Here is a 23508-nt window from a genome sequence, read left to right as displayed (position 1 = left end):
ATTCCAATCTCTTAGGAAGTTGTGAGCTCGTGAGTTGTGGGGATCGGTTGCTGATCGTACTGGGTCAGCGGACGGATAAAATGATGCTCCACACTATGCGCCCATAGCTCTCTGTACACCTCTCGAAGTTCCTCTGGCAATTGAGGCAGCAGATCGCTGAGCGATCGATGCGACGAGAAATGCGTCAAGAAATCGATCATCGCTTCTGGGAATGGGAACGGGGTCCCATCATTTTTGATGAAATAGCGGCGGAGTTCAGTCACCGAGTCTGCCCGCTGTAACGTGCGCTCTCGGAGCAGAGCTTGAATTTCATGATGCATCAAGCCTTTTTGTTTGTTGGTAGATACGTGGTGCAGATCATCCAAATTGCCTCCACTGAACAGGAACTCAACCGGGAAATGCGGGATATCTTCCGCGATCATCCCGTTAAGCGTGTAGACCTCTTCCACGCTGGCCGTATGATCACCTTCATGCAGGACACGGACTATTTCTGTTCCATAGCGATCATGGTAAAACATCGTATGTCCGGTATCGATTCCCCCAACCCAAGGTCGATCAAAATGGTTTTTTACTAACTTTTTCTTCGCTTCGTTCAACGTGTCCTGATCGGCTAGGCTCTGACCGGAGGGATTTTCAAAATGCAGTTGGCGGACGATGTCCTCCCCTTGGTAAGGACCGACGTTGTGTAGGTCAAAACGGGCAGGTTCTTTGGCGACGATCGCTCCAGGTGTTAAGACAAACGTTCCTAAACCGCCAAATGTCCACTTCTCAATATGCTCATGCAAAAACTGAACCGACTCTAAGCCATCTTCGAGCGTTTCAGTAGGGAAACCGGTGAAACCCATCACCTGAACCCCGATGTTCGCATCGTAGAAATTCTGAATGGTTTCTTGAATTTTCATGACTTGCGTACCTTTGTTGATGAGATTCAAAATTCGTTGATTGCCAGATTCAAATCCAACAGAAATATCGGTACACCCGCTTGCTTTCAGCAGTTTGCATCGCTCGGGGGACCAATATTCCTCCAACCGAATCTCAGCACCCCAGCGAATCTCAATCTTCTCTTCGAGCAGACGTTCGGCCAACTTCAACAAGAGGGCGGGTGCAAGTACATCGACTGAAAAATAGATGTGCTTATACTGTCTGGAGAGTACTCTCAGGTCTTCCACGATTTTGTCCAAGGGAGTTTGACGCCAAGGACTGGTCGGAGAATCGAAATTCAATCCATAGTCACAAAAGGTGCATTTGTTCCAATAACAGCCCCGTGATGGAGAGTAGTAGACATAGGGGTGAGGCGACAGGTAAAGATCCCAATTCAACTTACTATAGTCCGGGGTCGGCAAATCATGAATCGGTTGGTACACGATCAATTCTTCAGGGGCTGCCAGCTCATGTTTCGGATGGAACAACGTGTTGGCGAGCGGGCTGAAATTTCCTCCCTCCTCAACCATGCGAAGCAGGCTAGTGAAGGCAGATTCCCCTTCACCGACAACACAGGCGTCGGCTACGTCGAAGATGGTGAAGAACTCTGATTTGTGAGTGAGGTACTTCCAAACATCGGCGACCTCTGTGCCGCCGTACAGGATGATAGTTTCCGGGAACTCTGCACGGATCATGCGACCGAGCGCGAGTGCGAAGGGCAGCTGTGCACAGTACGTTACATTAATACCGATCGTTTTGTAGCCTTTGTCACGGATGTGCGGGAAGAGTATTTCTTGATAGTAGGGAACAAAAGGTTGTGTGACGCGTTTCGTAATTTCATGATCACTCATGTCGTTTGAACTCATCAAATTGAATTGCGAACGGATCGAGAGGCTAAACCCTGCGAATTGCCCAGGATATCCGAGGACAGACAAAACATTGAGCCAGTTTGAGAGTAGTTCGGCAGCAGGACGGTATTGGAAATAATCGTAGAAAGCACGCTCATCCCGCAATGTGGCTACGGCAGTTTGCAAGCTGTCGAAGTTGAAATGTTCAGACTTCCACAGGTGCAAAAGCTCCATCTGTTCGGCCGCATCCAAGTTCACCTGAGACTCCAATTGCTCGCGTCGCATACGGATGTGTTGTTTGATCTGTTCAATTTGGTTGGGAGTCATTGTATATAAAAACGCCTCGATGTTCGTATCGATGATGTCAATTTCTTGGAAGCCTTGTTGACGGGCGTACGTTTCTAGGTAAATCAAGCTGTGATAGCCTGAGGTTGGATCAGTGATCGGTGGATATAACAAGAGTGTGCTCATCCTGAAAACCTCCCTTTTGAAAAAGGATACTGCTCGTTCCGTGTCGCAGATGTCGCGAGCAGAACGAGCAGCATTCCCTCCCGATTCTTAATTGATGTTGATGTTGTTAGTTTCGTTACGAGTGCGTTCTACATTTGCAGTGATTGTTTTTACCTGTGCCAGCAATGACATGTAACTCACCTCCGTGTTATGGATCATAGGAGAGGGAACTGAACTTAGAACTTATGTCAGCCCCTTCGTTTTTTATTTTACCAGATGATTACATATTTAGCAAATGATTTTTATTAATGTAACTACACAAAAGACAAATTCGAAATAATTAAATGATAATATTTTGTGGTGAAATGTAACTGCGTGAGAATCAGACTTTCTTGAGTAGGAGGTGACCTGTAGAACAAGGAGGAAAAACATCCTTAATTTCCATAGATGTTAATATAGGGGACAGAGTAAGTCCGTTACAAAAATATGATTGCATATAGTTACATTTTTAAATAAAGTCATTTTAACTATTTGTCGAGAACTCACGAATCTATCACAGAATTCTTTGGGGGATATGGTATAATAACCCCATGAAGTTATGTTCTAATGTAAATTAAGTATATTAGAATAATCGCTAAAGCAAAAAATCTAATATGGCCTGCAATTGGGGGATCTGAGAAGAAGATGGGATTCTCGTTACGACGCAATTTTTCTTGGACGCTCGCGGGTAATCTGGGGTACACGGTGTGTCAGTGGGGGATGATGGTCGCCTTGGCACAGCTAGGGAATCCGGAGATGGTCGGGCAGTATGCGCTGGGGTTGGCACTGACAGCGCCGGTGGTGCTGTTTTTGAATTTACAGCTGCGCATGGTACAAGCGACAGACGCCAAGCGGACCTACCTTTTTGCCGATTATCTCGGGTTGCGGCTGTTGATGGCGCTCTTGTCACTCGTCGTCATCGCCGTGCTTACCGTCCTCTTTGGCTATGACCCGACCACCGCGTATGTGGTCTTGCTCGTTGGCTTGGCCAAAGCGTTTGAAGCGGTTTCCGACGTGTATTACGGGTTGTTTCAGCAGCGAGAGCGGATGGATCTCATCTCCAAATCGCTGGTGTTGCGCGGCGTCGGTACCTTGATCTTGTTTGTGATCTGTCTGTTTGCTACAGGCTCTGTGGTTTGGGCTGTCACCGCTCAGGCGGTGATGTGGCTGGTCAGCCTTCTCCTATATGATGCGAAAAATGGCAATCGGCTCGCTTTGGCCGCTCCGGAACCGTTTGGCACCAAGCCTGCTTTCCAGCGCCAACGCCTGTGGATGTTGACGCGACTGGCACTGCCGATGGGCATCGCGTCCTTGCTGACCAATCTCAACTTCAACGTGCCTCGCTATTTTATTGAACATGCATGGAGCGTGGCCGAGCTTGGCATCTATGCAGCTTTGGCCTACTTGTGGTTGGCGAACCAGACGATCATCAACGCGCTCGGGCAGACCGCTTCATCACGGCTCGCCGTCTACTTTCAAACGAATCGCACCGCGTTCAAAAAGCTGTTGCTCAAATTGACCGCGCTCGGTGCTGGCATCGGAGCGTTTGGCGTCTTGTGCGCTTGGCTGTTCGGTGCAACATTTTTGGAGCTGTCCTATGGGCCGGAGTACGCGCTGCACGCAGATGTGTTGCTCGTTCTGATGATCGGTTCCGGCATTTCCAACCTGTCCTCAATCTTCTGGTATGGTGCGACGGCCGCTCGCCTGTTCAAAGCGCAGGTCCCGCTGTTTGCTCTGATGACAGCGCTGGTGACCGCCCTCTCTTGGTGGCTTGTCCCGGTGCAAGGCATCATGGGCGCCGCGATCGCGATGACCGTAGGCTACGCGTTTTTGACGCTCGCAACGCTCGGTCTGAATCTGTACGCGTTGCGCAAGGGGGAACCCCATGACGAATCTGCAACAATTGTTTCTGCAAACTAGAGTCGATCGTCAACAAGCCAACATGCGCATTTTGAGTTATGTCCTGCCCAGTTACATCGTGGTCTCGATCTTCACCTGGCTCGTGTATAAAGATCCGCACTATCTGCACTGGTTTTTGGTGCCGATCGGACTGAGCGGGCTGATCGTGCTGATCGATGCGGTGAACTGGATGACCGGAAGATACGACCTGTTCGATCCGGCCGGCATCCTGGGGCTGTTCATGGCGCACTTTTTCTTTGCTGCTCCACTGATGCATATCACGTATGACTACTGGATGCGTTACGTCATCCCGCCAGCCGATTGGCGGGACTGGCTCGGATGGATGGCATGGGTCAACTTTTTCGGACTGGTGATCTACCGCGTCATACGCGACTTTGGATTCAGCATCAAATCGCTTCCCAAGCGGACGATGCGCTGGACGATCAACAGACGGCGGTTCTTGATCTTCGTCATCGGTGGGCTGTTGCTCACCGGTGGCCTGCAGATGATCGTCTACGCACAAAGCGGCGGGATCGTCGGCTACATCACCGCATTTGAAGAAGGGGCTGCGGAAAACTTCAAAGGCATGGGCTTCGTGTTCATGATCTCCGAGAGCTTCCCCATCCTCTTCCTCATGTTCTGGGTGGTCTATACCCAAGAGAAAAAATGGTCGAAAAGCTGGCTGGTGATCATCGCCATCCTCGGCGTCTATTTCATACTGAAATTATTATTCGGCGGTCTGCGCGGTTCTCGTTCCAACACGATCTGGGGTCTGTTTTGGGCTGCGGGCATGATCCACCTTTGGGTGCGTCCGATGTCCAAACAGTTTATCGCCGTCGCTTTGGTTTTCCTCATCTCCTTTATGTACATCTATGGATTTTATAAAGCGGGTGGCGTCGAAGGGATTCAGGCGTTGGTCGAAGGCGGGTCGGCAAAAGAAGATTTGCAGTCCTCCCACAATCGCGGCCTCGAAACGACCTTGCTCGCCGACCTTGGGAGAAGCGACGTACAAGCCTATCTGCTCTATCGGCTGAACATCCCGGACAACGGCTTTGAATACGCTTATGGGCGGACCTATTTAGGGTCGGCTGCGCTATTGATTCCGTCTTCGTTCTGGCCGGGTCGTCCTGACACCAAGCTCAAGGAAGGGACCGAATTGCAATACGGCTCAATCGAAGATTCACCGGGACAAAAATTTTCCTCACGCATTTACGGGCTGACCGGAGAGGCGATGCTGAACTTTGGCATCTTTGCCGCTTCGACCTCGTTTATCATCTTTGGCGTGTATGTGCGAAGGCTGAGAATCTGGATTCTAACGTGGGAAAAAGGAGACAGTCGCCTGCTCATCTTGCCGTTTTTGATCAATTTGAGTTTGCTGATGCTTGGCAGTGACTCGGACAACTTGGTCTTTGTATGTATCAAAAATGGTGCCGTGCCCTTTATGATTTTATATCTCGCTTCGAATAAAGAAACGGTGTACCACACTGCGCTTGAACAAAAGGAGATTCGTCGATGAAGCTGTTAGTCGCACTGGAAGCACATTTTTTTCGCACGCCCGACGGTCAGGTCTGGAATGATTCGGTCTCAGACGCCTCGTTTTGGCAGCGCTACCTCCACGTTTTCGATGAGGTGCTCGTCGTCGCTCGCGTCAAGCAGGTCGCAGTGGCCGACCCGAAATGGAAGCTATCCAGCGGCGAGAACGTCGAGTTCTGGTGCCTGCCCGACTATCAGGGCCCGTGGCAGTATCTAAAGGTACGCCGCTCCTTGCAAGAGGAAGTCAAAAAAGCGGTGAAGTCGGCCGATGCCGTGTTGTTGCGCGTGCCTGGCGCGATCGGCACCTTGGTCTGGAACGTCGTGAAAAAGACGAACATACCGTACGCCTGTGAAGTGGTCGGCGATCCGTGGGAGTCGCTGGCACCAGGCACGGTGAAGAGCATCGCCCGCCCGGTGGCGCGGGTGATGACCACATGGAATTTGAGACGCCAATGCGATCAGGCGGACGGCGTTTCCTATGTCACCGAAAAAACGTTGCAAAAGCGCTACCCGAACCGGGCCGCGTTTCAGACCCATTATTCGTCGATCGAGCTGCATGACATTGCGTATGCCGATTCTCCTCGGGCCGACGCGCCGCAAGGGGAAGTGCGCATCTTTAATGCCGGTAGTATGGCGACGCTGTATAAAGCGCAGGACGTGCAGATTCAAGCGTTGCACCGCTTGATCCAGAATGGAATCAATGCCCGGCTGGTGCTGGCGGGAGACGGCGTCTGCCGCCAGCAATTTGAAGAAGTGGCTGCCTCCTTAGATATTTCGAGTAAAGTCGATTTTTTAGGGATGTTGCCAGGAGCAGAGGCGGTCAGGCAGGAGCTTGATCGCGCCGATCTGTTTATCTTGCCGTCGCGCACCGAGGGGTTGCCGCGGGCGGTGATCGAAGCGATGGCGAGGGGGCTGCCTTGCATCGGCACCAACATTGGCGGGATACCAGAACTGCTCGCAAGCGACGACCTCGTCCCGGTGGAGAACGCCGAGGCGCTGGCTCAACGGATCGCTGAAATGATTGAAGACGCCAAGCTGTATACGGAGCGTTCCGAACAGAATTGGCAAAAAGCAAAAGAATATCACGCAAACCAGCTCGATGAACGCCGCTACACTTTTTATACTCGTTTGCGGCGGCTGGCCGAGCAGCGCATCTGCTAGCAGGATAGGCTTGGGGAAAGGGGTACAACCGCATGGGAGCTACGCAAAAGGTACTGATCACCGGAGCGGCCGGCTTTATCGGTTCGCATCTGGCCAAGCGCTTGCTGTCTGAGGGGGCAGAAGTGGTCGGACTGGACAACCTGAACGACTACTACGAAGTGCAATTGAAAAGAGATCGCCTCGCACAATTTCAGGATCATCAAAATTTCACGCTGGTCGAAGCGTCTTTGGAAGACAAAGAGACGGTGGAGCGCATGTTCCACGAGCATCGCTTTGACACGGTGATCAACTTGGCGGCGCAGGCGGGCGTGCGTTATTCGCTGGAAAACCCGCGCGCCTATATCGACTCCAACGTGGTTGGCTTTCTGAACATCCTTGAAGGATGCCGTCATCATGGGGTCAAGCATCTGATCTATGCCTCGTCATCGTCCGTCTACGGGGCGAATACCAAGATGCCGTTTTCTGTGCATCAAAATGTGGATCATCCGCTGTCTTTGTATGCGGCGACCAAAAAGTCGAACGAGCTGATGGCACACACGTATAGCAACCTGTTCGGCTTGCCGACGACAGGGCTGCGCTTTTTCACCGTCTATGGGCCGTGGGGGCGGCCAGACATGGCGCTGTTCCTGTTCACGAAGGCGATTTTGGCGGGCGAGCCGATCAAGGTGTTCAACCACGGCGAGATGAAGCGCGACTTCACGTTCGTCGATGATATCGTCGAAGGCATAGCCCGATTGACGAAAAAGGTGCCGGAGCCGAACCCGGAGTGGACGGGCGACGCACCCGATCCAGGCACGTCCTATGCACCTTATAAAATTTACAACATCGGCAACAACTCGCCGGTGCAATTGTCCTACTTTATTGAAACGTTAGAAAAGGCGCTCGGCAAGCAGGCTATTAAAGAAATGCTGCCGATGCAAGATGGCGACGTTCCGGCAACGTATGCGGACGTGGATGATCTGATGCGCGATGTTGATTTTAAACCGGCCACCTCGATCGAAGATGGAATCCACCGATTCGTCGCCTGGTACAAAGATTACTACGGGGTGAAATAAGATGAGAAAGATCGCGATTGTAGGGCTCGGCTATGTCGGCTTGCCAGTAGCGGCCGCTTTTGGGGAAGTGGTGCCGGTGGTGGGTTTTGACGTCAATCGCCACCGCATCGAAACCCTGCAACAGGGAATTGACTACACAGGTGAGATGTCGGCCGCTGATCTGGAGCGAACCAACATCGAGTACACGGCCGATCCGACACGGTTGTCATCGTGTGACTTTATTATCGTCGCAGTGCCGACGCCGATCGATCAGGCCAAGAAGCCAGATCTGGTTCCGCTGATGAAAGCATCGGAGACGGTTGGGAGTCAACTGACCAAAGGCGCGATCGTCGTCTACGAATCGACCGTCTATCCGGGGACGACCGAAGAAGTCTGCGTGCCGATTCTGGAGCGCATGTCGGGGCTTACCTGTGGCAAGGACTTTTTTGTCGGATACTCGCCGGAGCGGATCAACCCGGGCGATCAGGAGCACACGTTTACCAACATCGTCAAAGTCGTCTCGGGGATGAACGAGGATACGTTATCGATCATTGCCGATACATATGGCATGGTGGTGCAGGCTGGCGTGTACCGCGCGTCCTCGATCAAAGTGGCCGAAGCGGCCAAAGTGATCGAGAACACGCAACGCGACCTGAACATCGCACTGATGAACGAGTTGGCGATCATTTTTGACCACCTCGGCATCGATACCAGCGAAGTGTTGGCGGCGGCGGGGACGAAATGGAACTTTTTGAAATTCACGCCAGGTCTGGTCGGCGGGCATTGCATCGGCGTCGATCCTTACTACCTGACGTACAAAGCGGAAAGCATCGGTTATCACCCGCAAGTGATTTTGGCGGGACGCCGCATCAACGACTCGATGGGAAAATTTATTGCCACCTCGCTCGTCAAGCAGCTCGCTTTGCATAACAAACTGATCCAAGGCGCGCGCGTCACCGTGCTCGGACTGACGTTTAAAGAGAACGTCACCGACCTGCGGAATTCCCGCGTCATCGACATCATCGAAGAACTGCGCGAATTTGGCATCGTCGTCACCGTGACCGACGCGCTGGCCGATGCGCAGGAAGCAGAGCATGAGTACGGACTGCCTCTTGTACCGCTCGAAAAGTTGGCACCAGCAGATGCGGTGGTCGTTGCGGTGCCGCATCAAGCGTATCGCGACCTTGGCTGGGCGGGCATTCAAGATTTACTCGATGCCAAGACGGGCATCGTCGTCGATGTGAAAAACATGCTCGACCAAAGCAAGTGCCCGGACGGTGTGACGCTGTGGAGGCTGTAGCAACATCAGGGAATTTGAACAGCAAAAAAGCGGCGTTTGTCGCTTCGGTCTACCGCCATTTTGAGTTGTTTCATCTTCCTTTTCTCACCGGGTTACAGGACAGAGGGTACGAGGTGCATGTGTACGCTTCCGCCGATTACGCCAAGGAGCGTTTGGAAGCGCGCGGGCTGATCTGCCATGATGTGCAATTTGAACGGAGCCCGTTCCAGCCGAAGAACGTCGCGGCGCTTCGGGCGCTGATCCGCTCGTTTCGGGAGGAGCAGTTCACGCTGGTGCATGTGCACACGCCTGTCGCTTCGATCTTGGGCCGGATCGCCGCGCGAGTCTGCGGGGTGCCAAGCGTGCTGTACACGGCACACGGCTTTCATTTTTTTACCGGGGCGCCCAAAGCGAACTGGTTGCTGTTCGCCCCTGTTGAGTGGCTGATGGCGCGCCAGACTGATGTGCTGATCACGATCAATCAGGAAGACTATGCAAGGGCTCAAAAGTTTCCTGTTCGCGGCGAAGTGCGCTATGTGCCTGGCGTGGGGTTGGACACGCAGGTGTTTCAGCCGCCAGATCAGGCCGCTGTGCGGGCGCGGTTGCGCGGTGAGCTGGGGCTTCACGAAGAAGAGATGGTCATTTTATGCGTGGCCGAACTGAACGCTAACAAAAATCAATCGCAACTGTTCGAAGCGGTGAAACGGGCAGCGGCACGCGGGATTGCCGTGCGCTGTCTGCTCGTCGGAGTCGGCGAACTGGAAGCGACGTATAAGCAGCAGGTGGAAGAAATGGGTTTGAGCCAGATCGTGACCTTCTTGGGGTATCGGCTGGACATTCCCGACCTGATGCTGGCAGCCGATGTCAGCACATTGTTGTCGAAGCGGGAAGGGCTCCCGCGTTCGGTGATGGAAGCGATGGCGGCGGGATTGCCGCTGGTCGTGACCGATGTGCGTGGCAATCGCGACTTGGTGCAGGACGGCGAGAATGGGTATCTCGTGGCAACGGGTGATGTGGAAGCTACGGCTGACGCATTTTATCAGTTGTATCAAGATCAAAAGATGCGCGCTGAAATGGGGACGCGCAGCAAAGAGAAAGCCGCGCCATACGATCTTTCCTTCATCTCTGCTGAGATGATGCGGATCTACGAGCTGGCGGCAAGTGGGAGATTTATCGGTTAGAGATTGTGGTTAATGGGGTGGGTAAATGAAACGTATTTTTGATGTGACGGTATCTGCCGTCTTGTTGCTGGTGTTGTCGCCCGTCATTTTGGTTGTGGCGTTTTTGATTCGACAAAAGCTTGGGTCGCCTGTGATCTTCAAGCAGGAGCGTCCAGGATTGCAAGGTAAGCTGTTCAACTTGTATAAATTTCGTTCGATGACCGATGCGCGCGATGCGAACGGAGAGCTGTTGCCAGACGATGTGCGGTTGACGGCGTTTGGCAAACTGTTGCGCAAAACGAGCTTGGATGAATTGCCGCAGTTGTTCAACGTGCTGAAAGGCGACATTTCGCTGGTCGGGCCGCGCCCGCTGTTGAAGGAGTACCTGCCGCTGTACACGGAGGAGCAGGCGCGTCGCCACGATGTGAAGCCGGGCATCACCGGATGGGCGCAAGTCAATGGGCGCAACGCGATCTCGTGGGAAGAAAAATTCCGACTCGATGTGTGGTACGTAGAGCATCGTTCGTTTGGATTGGATCTGAAGATTCTCTACCTGACCGCGATGAAAGTAGTGCGTTCCGAAGACATCAATCAGGCCGGGCATGTGACGATTTCCAAGTTCCAAGGTCCGTCGAGAAATACGCGAGCTTCGCTGTAAGGAGTGCGGGATGAAGAAAACGCTGATCATCATAGGCATGGGCGGCCACAGTAAAGTGGTCGCCGATGTGGCGCGGCGCAGCGGGTATGAACTGCTCGGCTTTTTGGACAATCGCAAGCCGGATGCGCCACACGGGACCTACTTGGGAACCGTGGATGAATTTCCGTATGCACAGTATGCGGACACTTGGTTTTTTGTCGCAATCGGCAACAACCCGGTGCGGCAAAAGGTAGCGGAGCAATTGAAGGCAGCGGGTGCCAAGTTGGCCACGCTCATCGATCCGTCCGCTCTCTTGGGCAGCGGTGTCACGGTGGGCGAGGGTACGCTGGTCATGCCAGGATGCATCGTCAATGCGGACAGCACGATCGGGTCACAGGTGATCCTCAATACGGCAGCGACTGTCGATCATGACTGCGTCGTCGGGGACGGCTCACATCTGTCACCTGGCGTGCATGTGGCCGGAACGGTGCAGATCGGCAACCTGACGCATGTCGGCATCGGGGCCTCGGTGATCCAGTCGGTCAAGATTGGGGATCGGGTTGTGATCGGTGCAGGTGCGGCCGTGGTGCGGGATGTTCCAGATGGTGTGACGGCGGTCGGCGTGCCGGCCAAAATAATCAAAACGAATGAATGAGGAGCGACGATCATGATTCCACTTTCGGGACCCGATATTACACAGCGCGAGAAAGATCTCGTCATGGAAGTGCTGGACTCGGGCATTTTGGGGCTCGGGCCGAAGATGCGCCAGTTCGAACAGATGATGGCCGACTATGTGGGCGTCAAGCACGCCATTTCCTGCAACAGTGGAACGAGCGGTCTGCACATGCTGATCGCTGCGATGGGCATTGGCGAAGGCGATGAAGTGATCACCACTTCCTTCTCGTTCGTGGCCTCGGCGAACTGCATCTTGTTCGAGCGTGCCGTTCCCGTTTTTGTCGATATCGATGAAGCGACTTACAATCTCGACGTGACGCAGATCGAAGCGAAGATCACGGAGAAGACCAAGGCGATTTTGCCAGTGCACGTGTTTGGCCAGCCTGCGAACATGGATGAGATTCGCGCTCTTGCCAGCAAGTACAACCTGTGGGTGATCGAAGACTCTTGTGAAGCGATCGGCGGCGAGTGGAAAGGTGCGCGCGTCGGTGGTCTTGGCGATGCCGGGGTGTTTGCCTTCTATCCGAACAAGCAGATGACGACCGGAGAAGGCGGGATCATCGTAACTGACAACGATGAGATCGCCGAGCTGTGCCACTCGATCCGCAACCAAGGGCGTGGAGAAGATGGCTTGTGGCTGTCACACGTGCGGTTGGGTTACAACTTCCGCATGGATGAGATGAGTGCAGCGCTTGGTGTTGCCCAGTTGGAGCGCATCGATGAGATTTTGGCGCATCGTGAGCGAGTGGCCCAGCTGTATCTGGAAAAGTTGAAAGCTATACCAGAAATCATCCTGCCGCATGTGGATGCCGATGTGAAGATGAGTTGGTTCGTGTTTGTGATTCGCTTTGCCGAAACGGTCAACCGCGATCTGGTGATGGAGCGGTTGAGCAAGCGTGGGATCGGTTGCCGACCATACTTTACCCCGATTCACCTGCAACCGTTCTATGTGGAGCGGTTTGGGTTTAAGCCGGGGGATCTCCCAGTCACGGAGCGTGTGGCCGAAAAGACGTTGGCTATCCCGTTCTTTAACAGTTTGACCGAAGAACAGGTCGATCAAGTAGTGGCGGCGATTCAAGAAGAAATCGAACATGCAAAAGAGCAAGTGAATCTGTAGTGACGCAATGGGTGTTAGGGGGAGAGTCTGGTGAATGGTCGCCTGCGATTGCTCACGCTTGGCGCGCTCGATGCGTGCATTGCCGCGATGGCGGTGACTTTGGCGTATTGCTTGCGCTTTGACTTTCAAGTATTGCCACAATTTATGAGTGCGTTCCCATATCTGCTGCTGATGCATGTGGTGTTGACGCCGATTATCTTCTATGCGATGAAAATGTATCATTCGGTGCTGGAATATGCGAGCATCGGGGAATTGAAGACCATTTTGAAGGCGACGGTCGTGGCCGGACTGATTTTAACCTTGATCCAGCAGATGATTCACTTGCAAGTTGAATGGTTTGTTGTGCCGCGTACCGTGTTGCTGTTGACTTGGTTGCTCACCTTGCTTGGTGTGGGTGGGATGCGTTTGGCGCAGCGAATGTTTCGTGATGCGGTCGCGCGCACGGAGCCGAGCCTGCCCAGCGTGCTGATCGTTGGCGCGGGGAGTGCAGGTGTGCTGATCGCCCGGGAATTGAAGACGTCCCCCTATTCGACGCTGAATCCGGTCGCTTTTATCGATGATGACTTGAAAAAGCAGGGCCTGTCGATTTTAGGTCTACCTGTCGTCGGCGGGCGGAGCAAGATCCCTCATGCGGTTGAAAAGTACGGGGTGCAAAAGATTTTGATCGCCATTCCGTCGGCTTTGGAGAAAGAGACCGCGCAGATTCTGGAGATATGCAAACTCACCAACTGCCAGATCAGCACGTTGCCGCGCGTGGCAGACATCGTGGCGGGCAAGGTGTCGGTGAACATGATCCGCGAGGTCAGCGTCGAAGATCTGCTGGGACGCGAGGCGGTTACGGTCGATTTGGAAGGCGTCGCAAGCTACGTCTCGGACCAAGTGGTGCTGGTGACGGGAGCAGGCGGGTCGATCGGGTCAGAGCTGTGCCGCCAGATCAGCAAGTTTGCACCGAAGCAGCTTTTGTTGCTGGGACACGGGGAGAATTCGATCTATGAGATTGAGTTGGAACTGCGCAATAAGTTTCCGGCGCTGCCTTTGGTGACAATTATCGCGGACATTCAAGATCGCAAGCGGCTGAATGCGGTGTTTGATACGTATCGGCCAAGCGTTGTGTTTCATGCGGCGGCGCACAAGCACGTGCCGCTGATGGAGCGCAACCCACAAGAAGCGATCAAGAACAACGTCTTAGGGACGATGCATGTGGCGGAGTGCGCGCACGAATATGGGGCGAAGCGCTTTGTGATGATCTCGTCCGACAAGGCGGTCAACCCGACCTCGGTGATGGGTGTATCGAAGCGGGTGGCTGAAATGGTTATTCAAGGGCTTGACCGTATCTCGCAGACGCAGTTTGTGGCGGTGCGATTCGGCAATGTGCTGGGAAGCCGCGGCAGTGTGATCCCGATCTTCAAACGCCAGATTCTGGCGGGCGGTCCGGTGACGGTGACACATCCCGATATGGTGCGCTATTTCATGACGATTCCGGAAGCGTCACAGTTGGTCGTGCAGGCGGGGGCGCTGGCAGAAGGCGGGGAGATTTTTATCCTCGACATGGGAGCCCCTGTGAACATCGCCGACCTAGCCCGTGACTTGATCCGCTTGAGCGGATTGCGACCGGAAGAAGATATTGATATTGTGTATACGGGCATTCGACCCGGTGAGAAGTTGTTTGAAGAGATTTTGACCAACGAAGAGGGCACGGAGGAGACGAAGCACAATCGCATTTTTGTGGGCCGTCCGCTCGACTTTTCGTGGGAAGAATTGCAGTTTATGATCAAGCGTCTGGAGCAGATGGCGTTTGCGCCCGATGTGGAGCGGAAGGCGGAGGCGATCAAGGCGTTGTTTAAACAGATTGTCCCGACTTATCTGTGGAAGCCACAGGAGGGGGCGGAGGAGCACGCGCGCAAGGAGCTGGAAGCGTCGCTGGCCGAAGTTGCTGCCCATCGGGAATGATTCTATCCATCGGGATTGACCCTATTTAATAGGAAGAGAAAACCGCTGACTCTGTCTGAGTCAGCGGTTTTTTTGTGGTTACGGTGTGGGCTTGTTCTCGAAGTTGAGGATGACTTTGTCGAGGTTGATATAGTCTCCCAAGCCAGCCGCGTCGCCCTTCACGTAAGCGCGTTCGATCTTGACCGTATGTTCCTTGTTGTCCAAATTGCTGATGCTGAGAATCTCCTGTTTGTAGAGCGTAGTTGCGCTGTAGAAATTGATTTCGACAGGTGCGCCGTTATCGATCGTCACGTAGGCGATACCTTGATATTTGTGTTTGTAGCCGAACAGTTTGAACGAGGTGCCCGTAAATTTGAATGTGACATTGTCCTTTGGAAAGGACGGGTTGTAACTGCCGGTTGACCAGATCAGTTTTCCGCCGGAGAAGTTCGCTCCCGAGAAATCGGCCCAGCCTGAACTGTAGGTGAAGGTGGGGTCCGTTTCTTCCAGCTCTTTGTAAATCGGAGCGGGTGGGGTTCCTCCTCCCGGACCTGCGCCTGGATCGGTGCCTGGGTCTGGGGTGGTCCCTCCGCCCGGTTGCACCATCTGGGTGACTTTGCTCTCCAACTGGGTGATCCGGCCGTCTACCGCGTTCATGCTGGTGTTGATGCCGTTGACTGTGGTCGTCAGGTTGGTCAGACTGTTCGTTTGGGTTTGCAAGCTGTCCTGCAAGGTTTGGACGGTGCCTGTCAGCCCGGACGAGGTGGTGCGCAGCTCGCTGATGTCAGCATCATGTCCGGTGAGTCGATCAACCAGAGTCTGAATCTGCGTGGCCAGTCCCTGTTGGAATGCTGTGAAGGCGCTGTCTTGCGTTTGGTTCTCGGTGAACAGGGTGTCGATCTGTCCTTGCAGTGCGCTGCTTAGGCTTGCGAGGTCATTGGTGAGCTTAGTTTTCAGCGCGGTGAGCTCTTCGCCGAGCGAGGTGCCCAGACTTGTCAGGCTTGCGCTAAGCGCATCGTCTTGGGCCACGCGGGCAGAGGTTTCAGCGCTCAAGGCGTTGCTCACGCCTGTGATCTCACTTGCCAGCCCCGTGTCTGCCGCTGTGCGCGCAGTCGTCTCCAAAGCGAGATCGGAGGTCAGGCGTGCGATCTCACCGTCGAGCGACAGGTCCTTATTTTTCAAAGCGGTGATTGCGGAGTTCAGCAGCCCATCCTCTTGCTCCAAAGCGGTGAGGCGATTGCCATAGCTCGCGTTTTGTGCGAGCAATCCATCGATTTCGTTTTTGTGCCCGATCGTCATCGTGCGCAAGCTGTTCAGGCTCGACGCTTGCGTTTCCGTGTCTTCCTCCAACTTTGCGATACGGGAGGTCAGCGTTGTCATCGAAGTTGGGTTGTTGTTGAGCGCGGCGATCTTGATGCTTTGCGCATACAGCGAGTTGCTGATGTTGCCGAGCTGGTTGGTGTTGTCCGTGGTGGCTCGTTGCAGTGACTTGTAGTCTTCTTGAAGCGCGCTCGTAACGGTCCGCATGTCTTTGAACTGTGCGGTGTAGCGCTTAGAATCCATTTCAAGACCTGCAAGTTGCTGCTCGTACGTTGTGGCGACAGATTGCAGACCATCTATTTCTGACGATTGAATGGCGGTCAAGTTCCGCAGTTCTTTTATCTCTTTGCGATCGGTCTTCGTTGTAGAGTTCAGGTCTTCGATGTTCCGACCGTGCGATGCTGTCACTTTTTTTAATTCTGCGATCCCTTGTTGGTGGGATGATGACTGGGTTTGTAGGCGCTCCAACTGCTGCTGTTGTCCAGATGTCTGCTCTTGAAGGTTGGCGAGTTGCCCTTCCAATCCGGTTGAACTTTGCGACTGTGTGGAAAGTTTTGTCTGCAAAGTTTGAATCAAACTCTCCTGAGTTGTCACCTGCTTAGCAAGTTTTTGAACCTGCTCTTCCAAGCGCGAGAGATCCCCCGGTACCCCTTGATTGTTGACAGTGGCATTCTTCTGTTGTGACGACGTAGTCGGCTGGTTACCGGCTGCTTGGCTAGATGTCGTCGGCGGAATCTCTGGACCGCTGAAGGCAAATACCAAAATGGCCGTTGCTAGCGCGAGCGGCGCCATGATCAGCGTCGTATTAGCAGCTTTCATCTCACATACCCCTTCTCCCTACACTTGTTAAATTAAGTATCTATCCCCAACTTTATTATGCCTTGATTCTATAAAACTAGTCAATAAGTAGTATTTTAATTGAGCAAAATTAATCATGAAATGACGGAAGAACTGCCAATAGAAAAAAAGAACCACACGACAGGCGGCGTCGTGTGGTTCTTTTGTACTGCATAGCTCGTTACTCGATGACAATCATGTCGATGTTGATGTTCGAGTTGAGCGAAGCATCGTTCTTTTTACCTGTTGCTACGATCTCTATGGTATGTTTACCGAATTCCAGATCGGTTGCGCTGAACAGGACCTGCTTATAGAGAGTTTGCGCAGAGAAATAATCGATCGTACCAACTTTGGAACCGTCTAAGTAGATGTCTGCGATCCCCATGTAACGGGATTTGTAGCCGACGACTTTCAGGGCGGTGCCAGTGAAGTCAATTTTAAAGGAAGCTCCTTTGGCGTCGCTGTACTTAACGCCACCACCGCTGGTGAGCGGAGTGCTGAAATCGCTCCAAGTACCTGTGTAGGAGATCAGTGCGGAACCTTCTTCATAAATCCCCTTTTCGGTCGGTTGCGTCGGAATCACGCCCGGATCAGGTTGAGTCGGTGTGGTGCCCGGATCAGGTTGAGTCGGTGTGGTACCCGGATCAGGTTGAGTCGGTGTAGTGCCCGGATCAGGTTGAGTCGGTGTAGTGCCCGGATCAGGTTGAGTCGGTGTAGTGCCCGGATCAGGTTGAGTCGGTGTAGTGCCCGGATCAGGTTGAGTCGGTGTAGTGCCCGGATCAGGTTGAGTCGGTGTAGTGCCCGGATCGGGTTGAGTCGGCAACTGCGTGTTCGGCGTGAGGTTGACAAGCTTTTCCTCCAGCGCGGCAAGTTTCGCTTTCAGAGCTTCGATCACACCCGCTTGCGTGGAAATTTGTCCGTTCAGGTTGGCCAGTTCAGCCGTATGATCTTGTGTATTCAAGTTGGCGATGCGACCATACAGTTCATTGATCAAATCGTCCTGCTCCACGTTTTTCGCCTGTAGCGCTTCCGCCTTGCTCTGCCAGAGCGGCAACTGAACCGCATAATCCTCGACCAATCCGGTCGCGTGTTGAAGTTGGGTTTGAAATCCGACGATCGTTTGCTCTTGATTGATCGATTTCGTATGCAAAGTTTGAATCAACTGGTCTTGTGCTGCAGATTTCGTCTGCAGGGTGGTGTAGGCGGTCGCCTGCTCCACCGACTTGGTTTCCAGAGATTGGACCTTGTTCAACTGATCAGCAGATGTTGTTTGTAAAGACTGGATGACAAGATTTTGTTGTGTTTGTTCAGTTCGCAGCTGTGCGATCAATTGATCCTGTGCGTTGACTCTGTTTTGCAGAGAGTTGACGGCAGCCGTCTGCGCGTCCCAAGAAGCACGTAAGCGCTCCAACTCCTGCAACAATTCTTGATCATCATTCTTGTTCTGGCCATACGCATTCCCATTGCCTTGGCCATATGCATTCCCATTTCCGTTGCCATTGCCGTTATTGCTGGCAGCTAGTCCATCGGACAACACCAGCGTAGAAGCTACCAGGCCGATCCCAATCGCCCCGAGCAGCCAGCTTTTCTTTGTTCTCATTTTGTTTACCCCTCCCACAAATAGATCCTTACTTCCCCTGTTTGCTATTTTGATTGTGATGAGAGATTTTGTCAACGAAAAATATTAATAACACTCTTTTCGTAAAGATCAAAATTCCTAAGTGGTTAGGTTAATGAAAATTAACAACAAAGAGCTCGGTTCGGTTAATCCTTTGAAATATTGTGGACGTATGAGCGGGCTGAGCCATTCATATTGATAAAACGAAGGGAGAGGAAAGGGGGCCAAACGATGTCGAAGATTCATTTCGATTTTCCGGCAGCTGGGCGTTTTTTTGCGGGGAGTCTGGCTGGAAAGTGGCAGGGGGATGTGCAGCGAGCACATGACGGGCTCCATCGCGGCACGGGGCAGGGCCAAGATTTCCTCGGTTGGCTGGAGCCGCTGTCACCGGACAGCGAGGAAGTGGCGCAGATCGAGCAGACAGCCGACAGGATTCGACAACAGGCAGATGTGCTGCTGGTCATCGGGATCGGCGGTTCCTACTCGGGCGCCCGCGCTGGAATTGAACTGCTGACCCCTTCGCATTTTAAGCCGTTTCGTAAAAGAAAAACGAACGCTCCCCACGTCTATTTTCTTGGGCATAATCTTTCCGCTTCCTATATAGTGCAAATTTTGTCGAATCTTGACGATCAAGAGGTTGCAGTCAATGTGATCTCCAAGTCGGGAACGACGATTGAGCCTGCGCTGGCGTTTCGCATCGTGCGCGACTGGTTGATCAAACGTTACGGTGCCAAGGAAGCGGCTATGCGCATCGTCGCGACCACCGATCAGTTCAAGGGGGCATTGCTAAGATTTGCGGAAGTGGAGGGGTATCGTACGCTGGTCATCCCTGCGCATGTGGGAGGGCGCTATTCGGTGTTGACGGCGGTCGGTCTGTTGCCGATGTGTGTGGCTGGATTGGATATTCGCGAGTTGTTGCGCGGGGCTCAGGATGCCAGCGTGCGCTACGCCACACCTGATGTAACACAAAATCACTGCTATCAATATGCGGTCTGGCGCAATGAGTTGTATCGCCAAGGACGGGTGATCGAACTGCTGGCGGCGTATGAACCGGCCTTCGCAGGCTTTGCGGAGTGGTGGAAGCAGTTGTTTGGGGAAAGTGAAGGCAAGAATGGGAAGGGGATCTTTCCCGCTTCCGTGCAATTTTCGACCGACTTGCATTCGCTGGGGCAATATGTGCAGGAAGGGCCGCGCCATTTGTTCGAGACGGTGCTTTGGGTGGAAGATACAGGTTGTGAAGTGTTGGTGCCTGCGGTGGACGGTGATTTGGACGGTCTGAACTATCTGGCAGGCAAGGGTCTCACATTTGTCAATGAAAAGGCGTGGCTGGGTACGATCGAGGCGCATGAGAGTGGAGCAGTTCCCAATTTGCTTTTGCAGATCGGCAAGTTGGATGAACGTCACGTCGGTCACCTGTTCTATTTTTTTGAAAAAGCTTGCGCGCTCAGTGGATACCTGCTCGGGGTAAACCCGTTCGACCAGCCAGGTGTGGAAGCGTATAAGCAAAACATGTTCAAACTGCTTGGAAAACCGGGACGGAGCGAATGAACAGGCTGATCAGCTGTCAGTTTATCGCTGTGCTACAACAGGTGGAGCGGGATACGGTGCGGGTGCGTCTGTTTCATGAGGTCGAGCGCGAGGGGCTGGCAGTGTTCAAGGAGCGGATTCGCAAAAAAGTGGTCGTGCCGCGCCTTTATTTTGATGCAATGGTGCAAGCGGGCGTGTTCGCCGTGGAAGGTGCTGACCAGTACCAGCCGAGTGAAGTCAGTTGCGGGGTGGGGTTTGACATCTATGCGCTCGGGCGCAAGGTGCAGTTTGACATCTGTTTTCACGATAGCATCGATCAGTTGTGGCAGGAAGTGCGCTATCGACTGGAAGACATCGTGCTCGATCAGGACGTGTTTGAGTCGTACACCTATCGACTGCGGGCGATCTCGCGCTATCTGTACCTCGGACGGGAAGACAACGTGTTCCGCGCCATTGCACGAGAGGAGAATCAGGAGATCGAGTTTAAGCTCGATTTTCAGAACTCGAAGGAGAAGATTCTCAAGTCGGTCGTCGCTTTCGCCAACTCGAACAACGGCAACCTGTTTTTAGGGATCAGCGATGACAAAAGAATGGTCGGGATCAACCATGAAATCTCTCGCTACGGAAGTGAAGATCGTTACCTGCTCGCCGTCTCTTCGCTTTTGCACGCGCGAATCTATCCGTTGTTATCCCCTTTTCCAGAAGTGCGAATCCTCACCGTGAGCGGGCGGAAAATTGTACATTTGTACGTTCCTGTTGGCACGACGATGTATTCGGTGCTGGAGACGATAGGTGGTGGGCAACAACGGCGGAGGGTGGCGGTGAAGCAGAACAATCAGTCAGTGTGGGTAGACGACCCGTATGTGGTCGCAGAGTTGTACATCAAACGTCGCATCGGACCACGGACGGCTGCGACGTTAGGCTTATTGTGAGCAGAACCCGGTTTCCTTATCAGGGAGACTGGGTATTTTTTTGTCTGGGATGTGGAAGGCGGAAATGTTTCATCCTAAGAACAGTTGTTGTCTTTGTTTGTCTTTCTGTGGTATTTTATCATGATACTGTGAAGTCGTGCATACGTTAACCGCTTGGTGTATGATCGATAGTCTATGAAGTAATGAGAGAGGGTAGAAGGTGGAGGATGTAGGATGAGTCGTATGTGGGCGATTTTGTTTGTGCTCATCGGCGGGGCGAGCTATGGCTTGATCTCGCCAGTGGTTAAGAAAGCGTATGAAGCCGGATATACGCCGGGAGATGTGACTTCTTCCCAGTATTTTATGGCGGCTTCGTTGTTGCTTGTGATCGCAGCGTTTCAGTTTCGACATGTTAAGCAGTTGAAGCTACGAGATGTGCTCTTGTTTGGTTTTCTCGGGCTTTTGTCGAGCTGTACCAGCGTGTTTTATTACTTGTCATTGTCCGATCTGCCAGCGTCGCTTGCGATCGTGCTTTTGTTCCAGTTTGCTTGGATTGTGATGCTGATCGATTTTGTGATGACGCGGAAAAAGCCGAACAGAGCGAAATGGGCGGCGATCGTGCTGATTTTGGCCGGAACGGTATTCGCCGTCGATCTGTGGCATACGGAGTGGAGCGGGGTGTCGATGTCCGGTATTTTGCTCGGGTTGTTGTCGTCGGTGACGTACAGCATGTTCTTGTATTTTACAAGCTATGTGCGTCCCGGGACATCTCCGTGGGTGAACAGCGCGATCATCTCGGTGGCAGCGACGGTGGCGGTGTTCTTCGTGTTCCCACCGACGTTCTTATGGAATGGGACGCTGTGGGACGGCTTGTGGGTCTGGGCGCTGATCATCGGGGCGCTGGGTCAAGTCATTCCGCCGGTGTTCTTTAACATCGGGATTCCCAAAGTCGGCGGTTCGCTCGCTGGGGTGCTCGGCTCGATCGAGCTGCCGGTGGCCGTCGTGGCCGCATTTTTCCTGTTGCGCGAACATGTGGTCGGTGTGCAATGGGTTGGCATCGTGATGATCTTGCTTGGCATCGTCGTGTCTGAGCTGCGCATGCGGGCGCGGAACAAAGATGCGGCGAAGGCGTAGTGTAGTAAGTATTAGGTAAGTAGCATTTGAAAAGAGGAACCCTGTTCGCGAGAGGCGGGCAGGGTTCTTTTCGTTTAATCGACCACAAATTCGGTGGTGTCTTTGACGTTATAGGGTTGGTGGTTGTTCGTATGCAGCGTCGCTTCGAGGGTGTGCTTGCCTTTGGTGAGGTTTTGTAAGCGATAGGTGTTTTCTTTGACACCGATCCGCGTGACGCTTCCATCGACAAACAGGTGGATATGACCTTCGCCGGGGATGTGTAGGCCGCTGTAGTGTTCGGGTGCAAGTTTGATGTTGGTTGTTAGGAAGGTGATCGTCGCTTGGTTGCCGGAGACGGCGACTTTCATATTGAGAGTCGGCTTGGCAGGTGCTTGAGAGCCGATGGCGGCGGCAGTCGGCTCGTCGATCGGCTGTTGCTGCCCGGGCGTGATCTTTTCTTTCGTGCCGCAACCGATGAGCAGGGCAGAGGCGAGGATTGTTGCTGTGATGGTGAGCGTAGTCCTGTGCAAGTACATCGTAAGTAACTCCTTTTCTGCTGAAAATTGTGCGGTATGGGTTACAGTTTGCACAAGGGGAGGTAGAGATAGACGTGCGAAAAGGAGAAAGAAGCTGAGTTTGGCAGAAGGAATGGCGTGAGGACGGGAGAATGGGCTTGGATTTGTTAGGTTTTGTTTGAGGCGGCGCATTGTGAGGAGTGGGTTGGAGATGATAAGATGTTTCTTGTCGCCGCGAGCGATATTGAGCGGTGAGCAGATAAGAGAAAATTAGCGGTTGACACTACGAAGTCGGCTGTGATAAATTATCTCTTGTCGCCGCGAGAGACACGCGGTGATCGCCCAACGAAGAGCGCGATTTTCTGTCGCGATGTTGGGAGATGAACAACCTGTTGATCCTTGAAAACTAAACGAGTGTTACAGAGATCTGATGCGAGTCAAGATACAAACTTTTTCAACTTTTATTGAGAGTTTGATCCTGGCTCAGGACGAACGCTGGCGGCGTGCCTAATACATGCAAGTCGAGCGGACCGGAGGGAGCTTGCTCCCAAAGGTTAGCGGCGGACGGGTGAGTAACACGTGGGCAATCTGCCCGACAGACTGGGATAACGCTTGGAAACGAGTGCTAATACCGGATAAGCGATTTCCTCGCATGAGGAGATCGAGAAAGAAGCTTTCGCTTCACTGTCGGATGAGCCCGCGGCGCATTAGCTAGTTGGTGAGGTAACGGCTCACCAAGGCGACGATGCGTAGCCGACCTGAGAGGGTGATCGGCCACACTGGGACTGAGACACGGCCCAGACTCCTACGGGAGGCAGCAGTAGGGAATCTTCCACAATGGGCGCAAGCCTGATGGAGCAACGCCGCGTGAATGATGAAGGCCTTCGGGTTGTAAAATTCTGTCTTCTGTGAAGAACAAGTGTGAGAAGAGAATGCTCACACCCTGACGGTAACAGAGGAGGAAGCCCCGGCTAACTACGTGCCA

General features: G+C 53.1%; 17 protein-coding genes and 1 rRNA gene (1 of these 18 only partly in view). 14 read left to right on the top strand and 4 right to left on the bottom strand.

All coding sequences use genetic code 11. From position 1 onward, the window contains the following. Window positions 1–11: 11 nt before the first annotated feature. A complete protein-coding gene (locus CIG75_RS18525; RefSeq protein WP_094237963.1) occupies window positions 12–2240 on the bottom strand; it encodes a B12-binding domain-containing radical SAM protein in 2229 nt (742 codons plus the stop codon). Window positions 2241–2903: 663 nt separating this feature from the next. Here CIG75_RS18525 and CIG75_RS18520 point away from each other — a divergent pair. The 10 genes from CIG75_RS18520 to CIG75_RS18475 are packed head-to-tail and all read left to right on the top strand — an operon-like array spanning window position 2904 to window position 14703. Beyond that, complete coding sequence (locus CIG75_RS18520; protein WP_094237962.1) at window positions 2904–4178, top strand: oligosaccharide flippase family protein; 1275 nt, start codon at window positions 2904–2906, stop codon at window positions 4176–4178. Continuing rightward, window positions 4144–5673 carry a hypothetical protein gene (locus CIG75_RS18515; protein ID WP_094237961.1) on the top strand — a complete coding sequence of 510 codons (1530 nt, stop codon included), beginning with the start codon at window positions 4144–4146 and terminating at the stop codon, window positions 5671–5673. The genes CIG75_RS18520 and CIG75_RS18515 overlap by 35 nt, the downstream gene beginning before the upstream one ends. Beyond that, the gene (locus CIG75_RS18510; protein ID WP_094237960.1) at window positions 5670–6851 is read left to right on the top strand and encodes a glycosyltransferase; all 1182 of its coding nucleotides are present in this window, start codon (window positions 5670–5672) and stop codon (window positions 6849–6851) included. Before CIG75_RS18515 ends, CIG75_RS18510 begins: the two co-directional genes overlap by 4 nt. A 32-nt stretch (window positions 6852–6883) precedes the next feature. Beyond that, on the top strand, window positions 6884–7906 hold the full coding sequence (locus CIG75_RS18505; RefSeq protein ID WP_094237959.1) for an NAD-dependent epimerase: 1023 nt from the start codon (window positions 6884–6886) through the stop codon (window positions 7904–7906). Between the two features lies 1 nt (window position 7907). Further along, a complete protein-coding gene (locus tag CIG75_RS18500) occupies window positions 7908–9185 on the top strand; it encodes a nucleotide sugar dehydrogenase (protein WP_094237958.1) in 1278 nt (425 codons plus the stop codon). Further along, entirely contained in the window at window positions 9173–10345 is a 1173-nt protein-coding gene (locus CIG75_RS18495; protein WP_157729642.1) for a glycosyltransferase family 4 protein, read from the top strand. The genes CIG75_RS18500 and CIG75_RS18495 overlap by 13 nt, the downstream gene beginning before the upstream one ends. Window positions 10346–10370: 25 nt before the next feature. Then, entirely contained in the window at window positions 10371–10982 is a 612-nt protein-coding gene (locus CIG75_RS18490; protein WP_094237956.1) for a sugar transferase, read from the top strand. Window positions 10983–10992: 10 nt separating this feature from the next. Further along, window positions 10993–11616 carry an acetyltransferase gene (locus CIG75_RS18485; protein ID WP_094237955.1) on the top strand — a complete coding sequence of 208 codons (624 nt, stop codon included), beginning with the start codon at window positions 10993–10995 and terminating at the stop codon, window positions 11614–11616. 12 nt (window positions 11617–11628) lie between these two features. Continuing rightward, window positions 11629–12753: a DegT/DnrJ/EryC1/StrS family aminotransferase gene (locus CIG75_RS18480; protein WP_094237954.1), complete on the top strand. Its 1125-nt coding sequence runs from the start codon at window positions 11629–11631 to the stop codon at window positions 12751–12753. A gap of 30 nt (window positions 12754–12783) precedes the next feature. Next, window positions 12784–14703, top strand: a complete 1920-nt coding sequence (locus tag CIG75_RS18475) for a polysaccharide biosynthesis protein (protein WP_094237953.1) — start codon at window positions 12784–12786, stop codon at window positions 14701–14703. A 78-nt stretch (window positions 14704–14781) separates the two neighbouring features. Here CIG75_RS18475 and CIG75_RS18470 read toward each other — a convergent pair whose 3' ends face one another. Both CIG75_RS18470 and CIG75_RS21045 read right to left on the bottom strand, forming a co-directional pair. After that, entirely contained in the window at window positions 14782–16821 is a 2040-nt protein-coding gene (locus CIG75_RS18470; protein ID WP_094237952.1) for a hypothetical protein, read from the bottom strand. 199 nt (window positions 16822–17020) lie between these two features. Beyond that, window positions 17021–18439, bottom strand: a complete 1419-nt coding sequence (locus CIG75_RS21045) for a hypothetical protein (protein ID WP_193791325.1) — start codon at window positions 18437–18439, stop codon at window positions 17021–17023. 249 nt (window positions 18440–18688) lie between these two features. Between CIG75_RS21045 and CIG75_RS18460 the strand changes: the two genes are divergently transcribed. From CIG75_RS18460 to CIG75_RS18450, 3 genes are all read left to right on the top strand, one after another. Continuing rightward, a complete protein-coding gene (locus CIG75_RS18460) occupies window positions 18689–20005 on the top strand; it encodes a glucose-6-phosphate isomerase (RefSeq protein WP_094237951.1) in 1317 nt (438 codons plus the stop codon). Further along, window positions 20002–20916 carry an AlbA family DNA-binding domain-containing protein gene (locus CIG75_RS18455; protein WP_094237950.1) on the top strand — a complete coding sequence of 305 codons (915 nt, stop codon included), beginning with the start codon at window positions 20002–20004 and terminating at the stop codon, window positions 20914–20916. Before CIG75_RS18460 ends, CIG75_RS18455 begins: the two co-directional genes overlap by 4 nt. A 213-nt stretch (window positions 20917–21129) precedes the next feature. Then, window positions 21130–22029, top strand: a complete 900-nt coding sequence (locus CIG75_RS18450) for an EamA family transporter (RefSeq protein ID WP_094237949.1) — start codon at window positions 21130–21132, stop codon at window positions 22027–22029. 74 nt (window positions 22030–22103) lie between these two features. Here CIG75_RS18450 and CIG75_RS18445 read toward each other — a convergent pair whose 3' ends face one another. Further along, window positions 22104–22544 carry a hypothetical protein gene (locus CIG75_RS18445; protein ID WP_094237948.1) on the bottom strand — a complete coding sequence of 147 codons (441 nt, stop codon included), beginning with the start codon at window positions 22542–22544 and terminating at the stop codon, window positions 22104–22106. A 439-nt stretch (window positions 22545–22983) separates the two neighbouring features. Here CIG75_RS18445 and CIG75_RS18440 point away from each other — a divergent pair. After that, window positions 22984–23508 (top strand): 16S ribosomal RNA (locus CIG75_RS18440); it runs 1020 nt beyond the window's last position.

This window comes from Tumebacillus algifaecis, from assembly GCF_002243515.1.
GTDB lineage: Bacteria > Bacillota > Bacilli > Tumebacillales > Tumebacillaceae > Tumebacillus_A > Tumebacillus_A algifaecis.
This window is presented reverse-complemented; position numbering and strand designations above follow the sequence as displayed.

Coding starts and splice junctions, on each gene's coding strand:
- CIG75_RS18525 (WP_094237963.1), bottom strand. CDS start 2,240: ATGAGCACACTCTTGTTATATCCACCGATCACTGATCCAACCTCAGGC.
- CIG75_RS18520 (WP_094237962.1), top strand. CDS start 2,904: ATGGGATTCTCGTTACGACGCAATTTTTCTTGGACGCTCGCGGGTAAT.
- CIG75_RS18515 (WP_094237961.1), top strand. CDS start 4,144: ATGACGAATCTGCAACAATTGTTTCTGCAAACTAGAGTCGATCGTCAA.
- CIG75_RS18510 (WP_094237960.1), top strand. CDS start 5,670: ATGAAGCTGTTAGTCGCACTGGAAGCACATTTTTTTCGCACGCCCGAC.
- CIG75_RS18505 (WP_094237959.1), top strand. CDS start 6,884: ATGGGAGCTACGCAAAAGGTACTGATCACCGGAGCGGCCGGCTTTATC.
- CIG75_RS18500 (WP_094237958.1), top strand. CDS start 7,908: ATGAGAAAGATCGCGATTGTAGGGCTCGGCTATGTCGGCTTGCCAGTA.
- CIG75_RS18490 (WP_094237956.1), top strand. CDS start 10,371: ATGAAACGTATTTTTGATGTGACGGTATCTGCCGTCTTGTTGCTGGTG.
- CIG75_RS18485 (WP_094237955.1), top strand. CDS start 10,993: ATGAAGAAAACGCTGATCATCATAGGCATGGGCGGCCACAGTAAAGTG.
- CIG75_RS18480 (WP_094237954.1), top strand. CDS start 11,629: ATGATTCCACTTTCGGGACCCGATATTACACAGCGCGAGAAAGATCTC.
- CIG75_RS18470 (WP_094237952.1), bottom strand. CDS start 16,821: ATGAAAGCTGCTAATACGACGCTGATCATGGCGCCGCTCGCGCTAGCA.
- CIG75_RS21045 (WP_193791325.1), bottom strand. CDS start 18,439: ATGAGAACAAAGAAAAGCTGGCTGCTCGGGGCGATTGGGATCGGCCTG.
- CIG75_RS18460 (WP_094237951.1), top strand. CDS start 18,689: ATGTCGAAGATTCATTTCGATTTTCCGGCAGCTGGGCGTTTTTTTGCG.
- CIG75_RS18455 (WP_094237950.1), top strand. CDS start 20,002: ATGAACAGGCTGATCAGCTGTCAGTTTATCGCTGTGCTACAACAGGTG.
- CIG75_RS18450 (WP_094237949.1), top strand. CDS start 21,130: ATGAGTCGTATGTGGGCGATTTTGTTTGTGCTCATCGGCGGGGCGAGC.
- CIG75_RS18445 (WP_094237948.1), bottom strand. CDS start 22,544: ATGTACTTGCACAGGACTACGCTCACCATCACAGCAACAATCCTCGCC.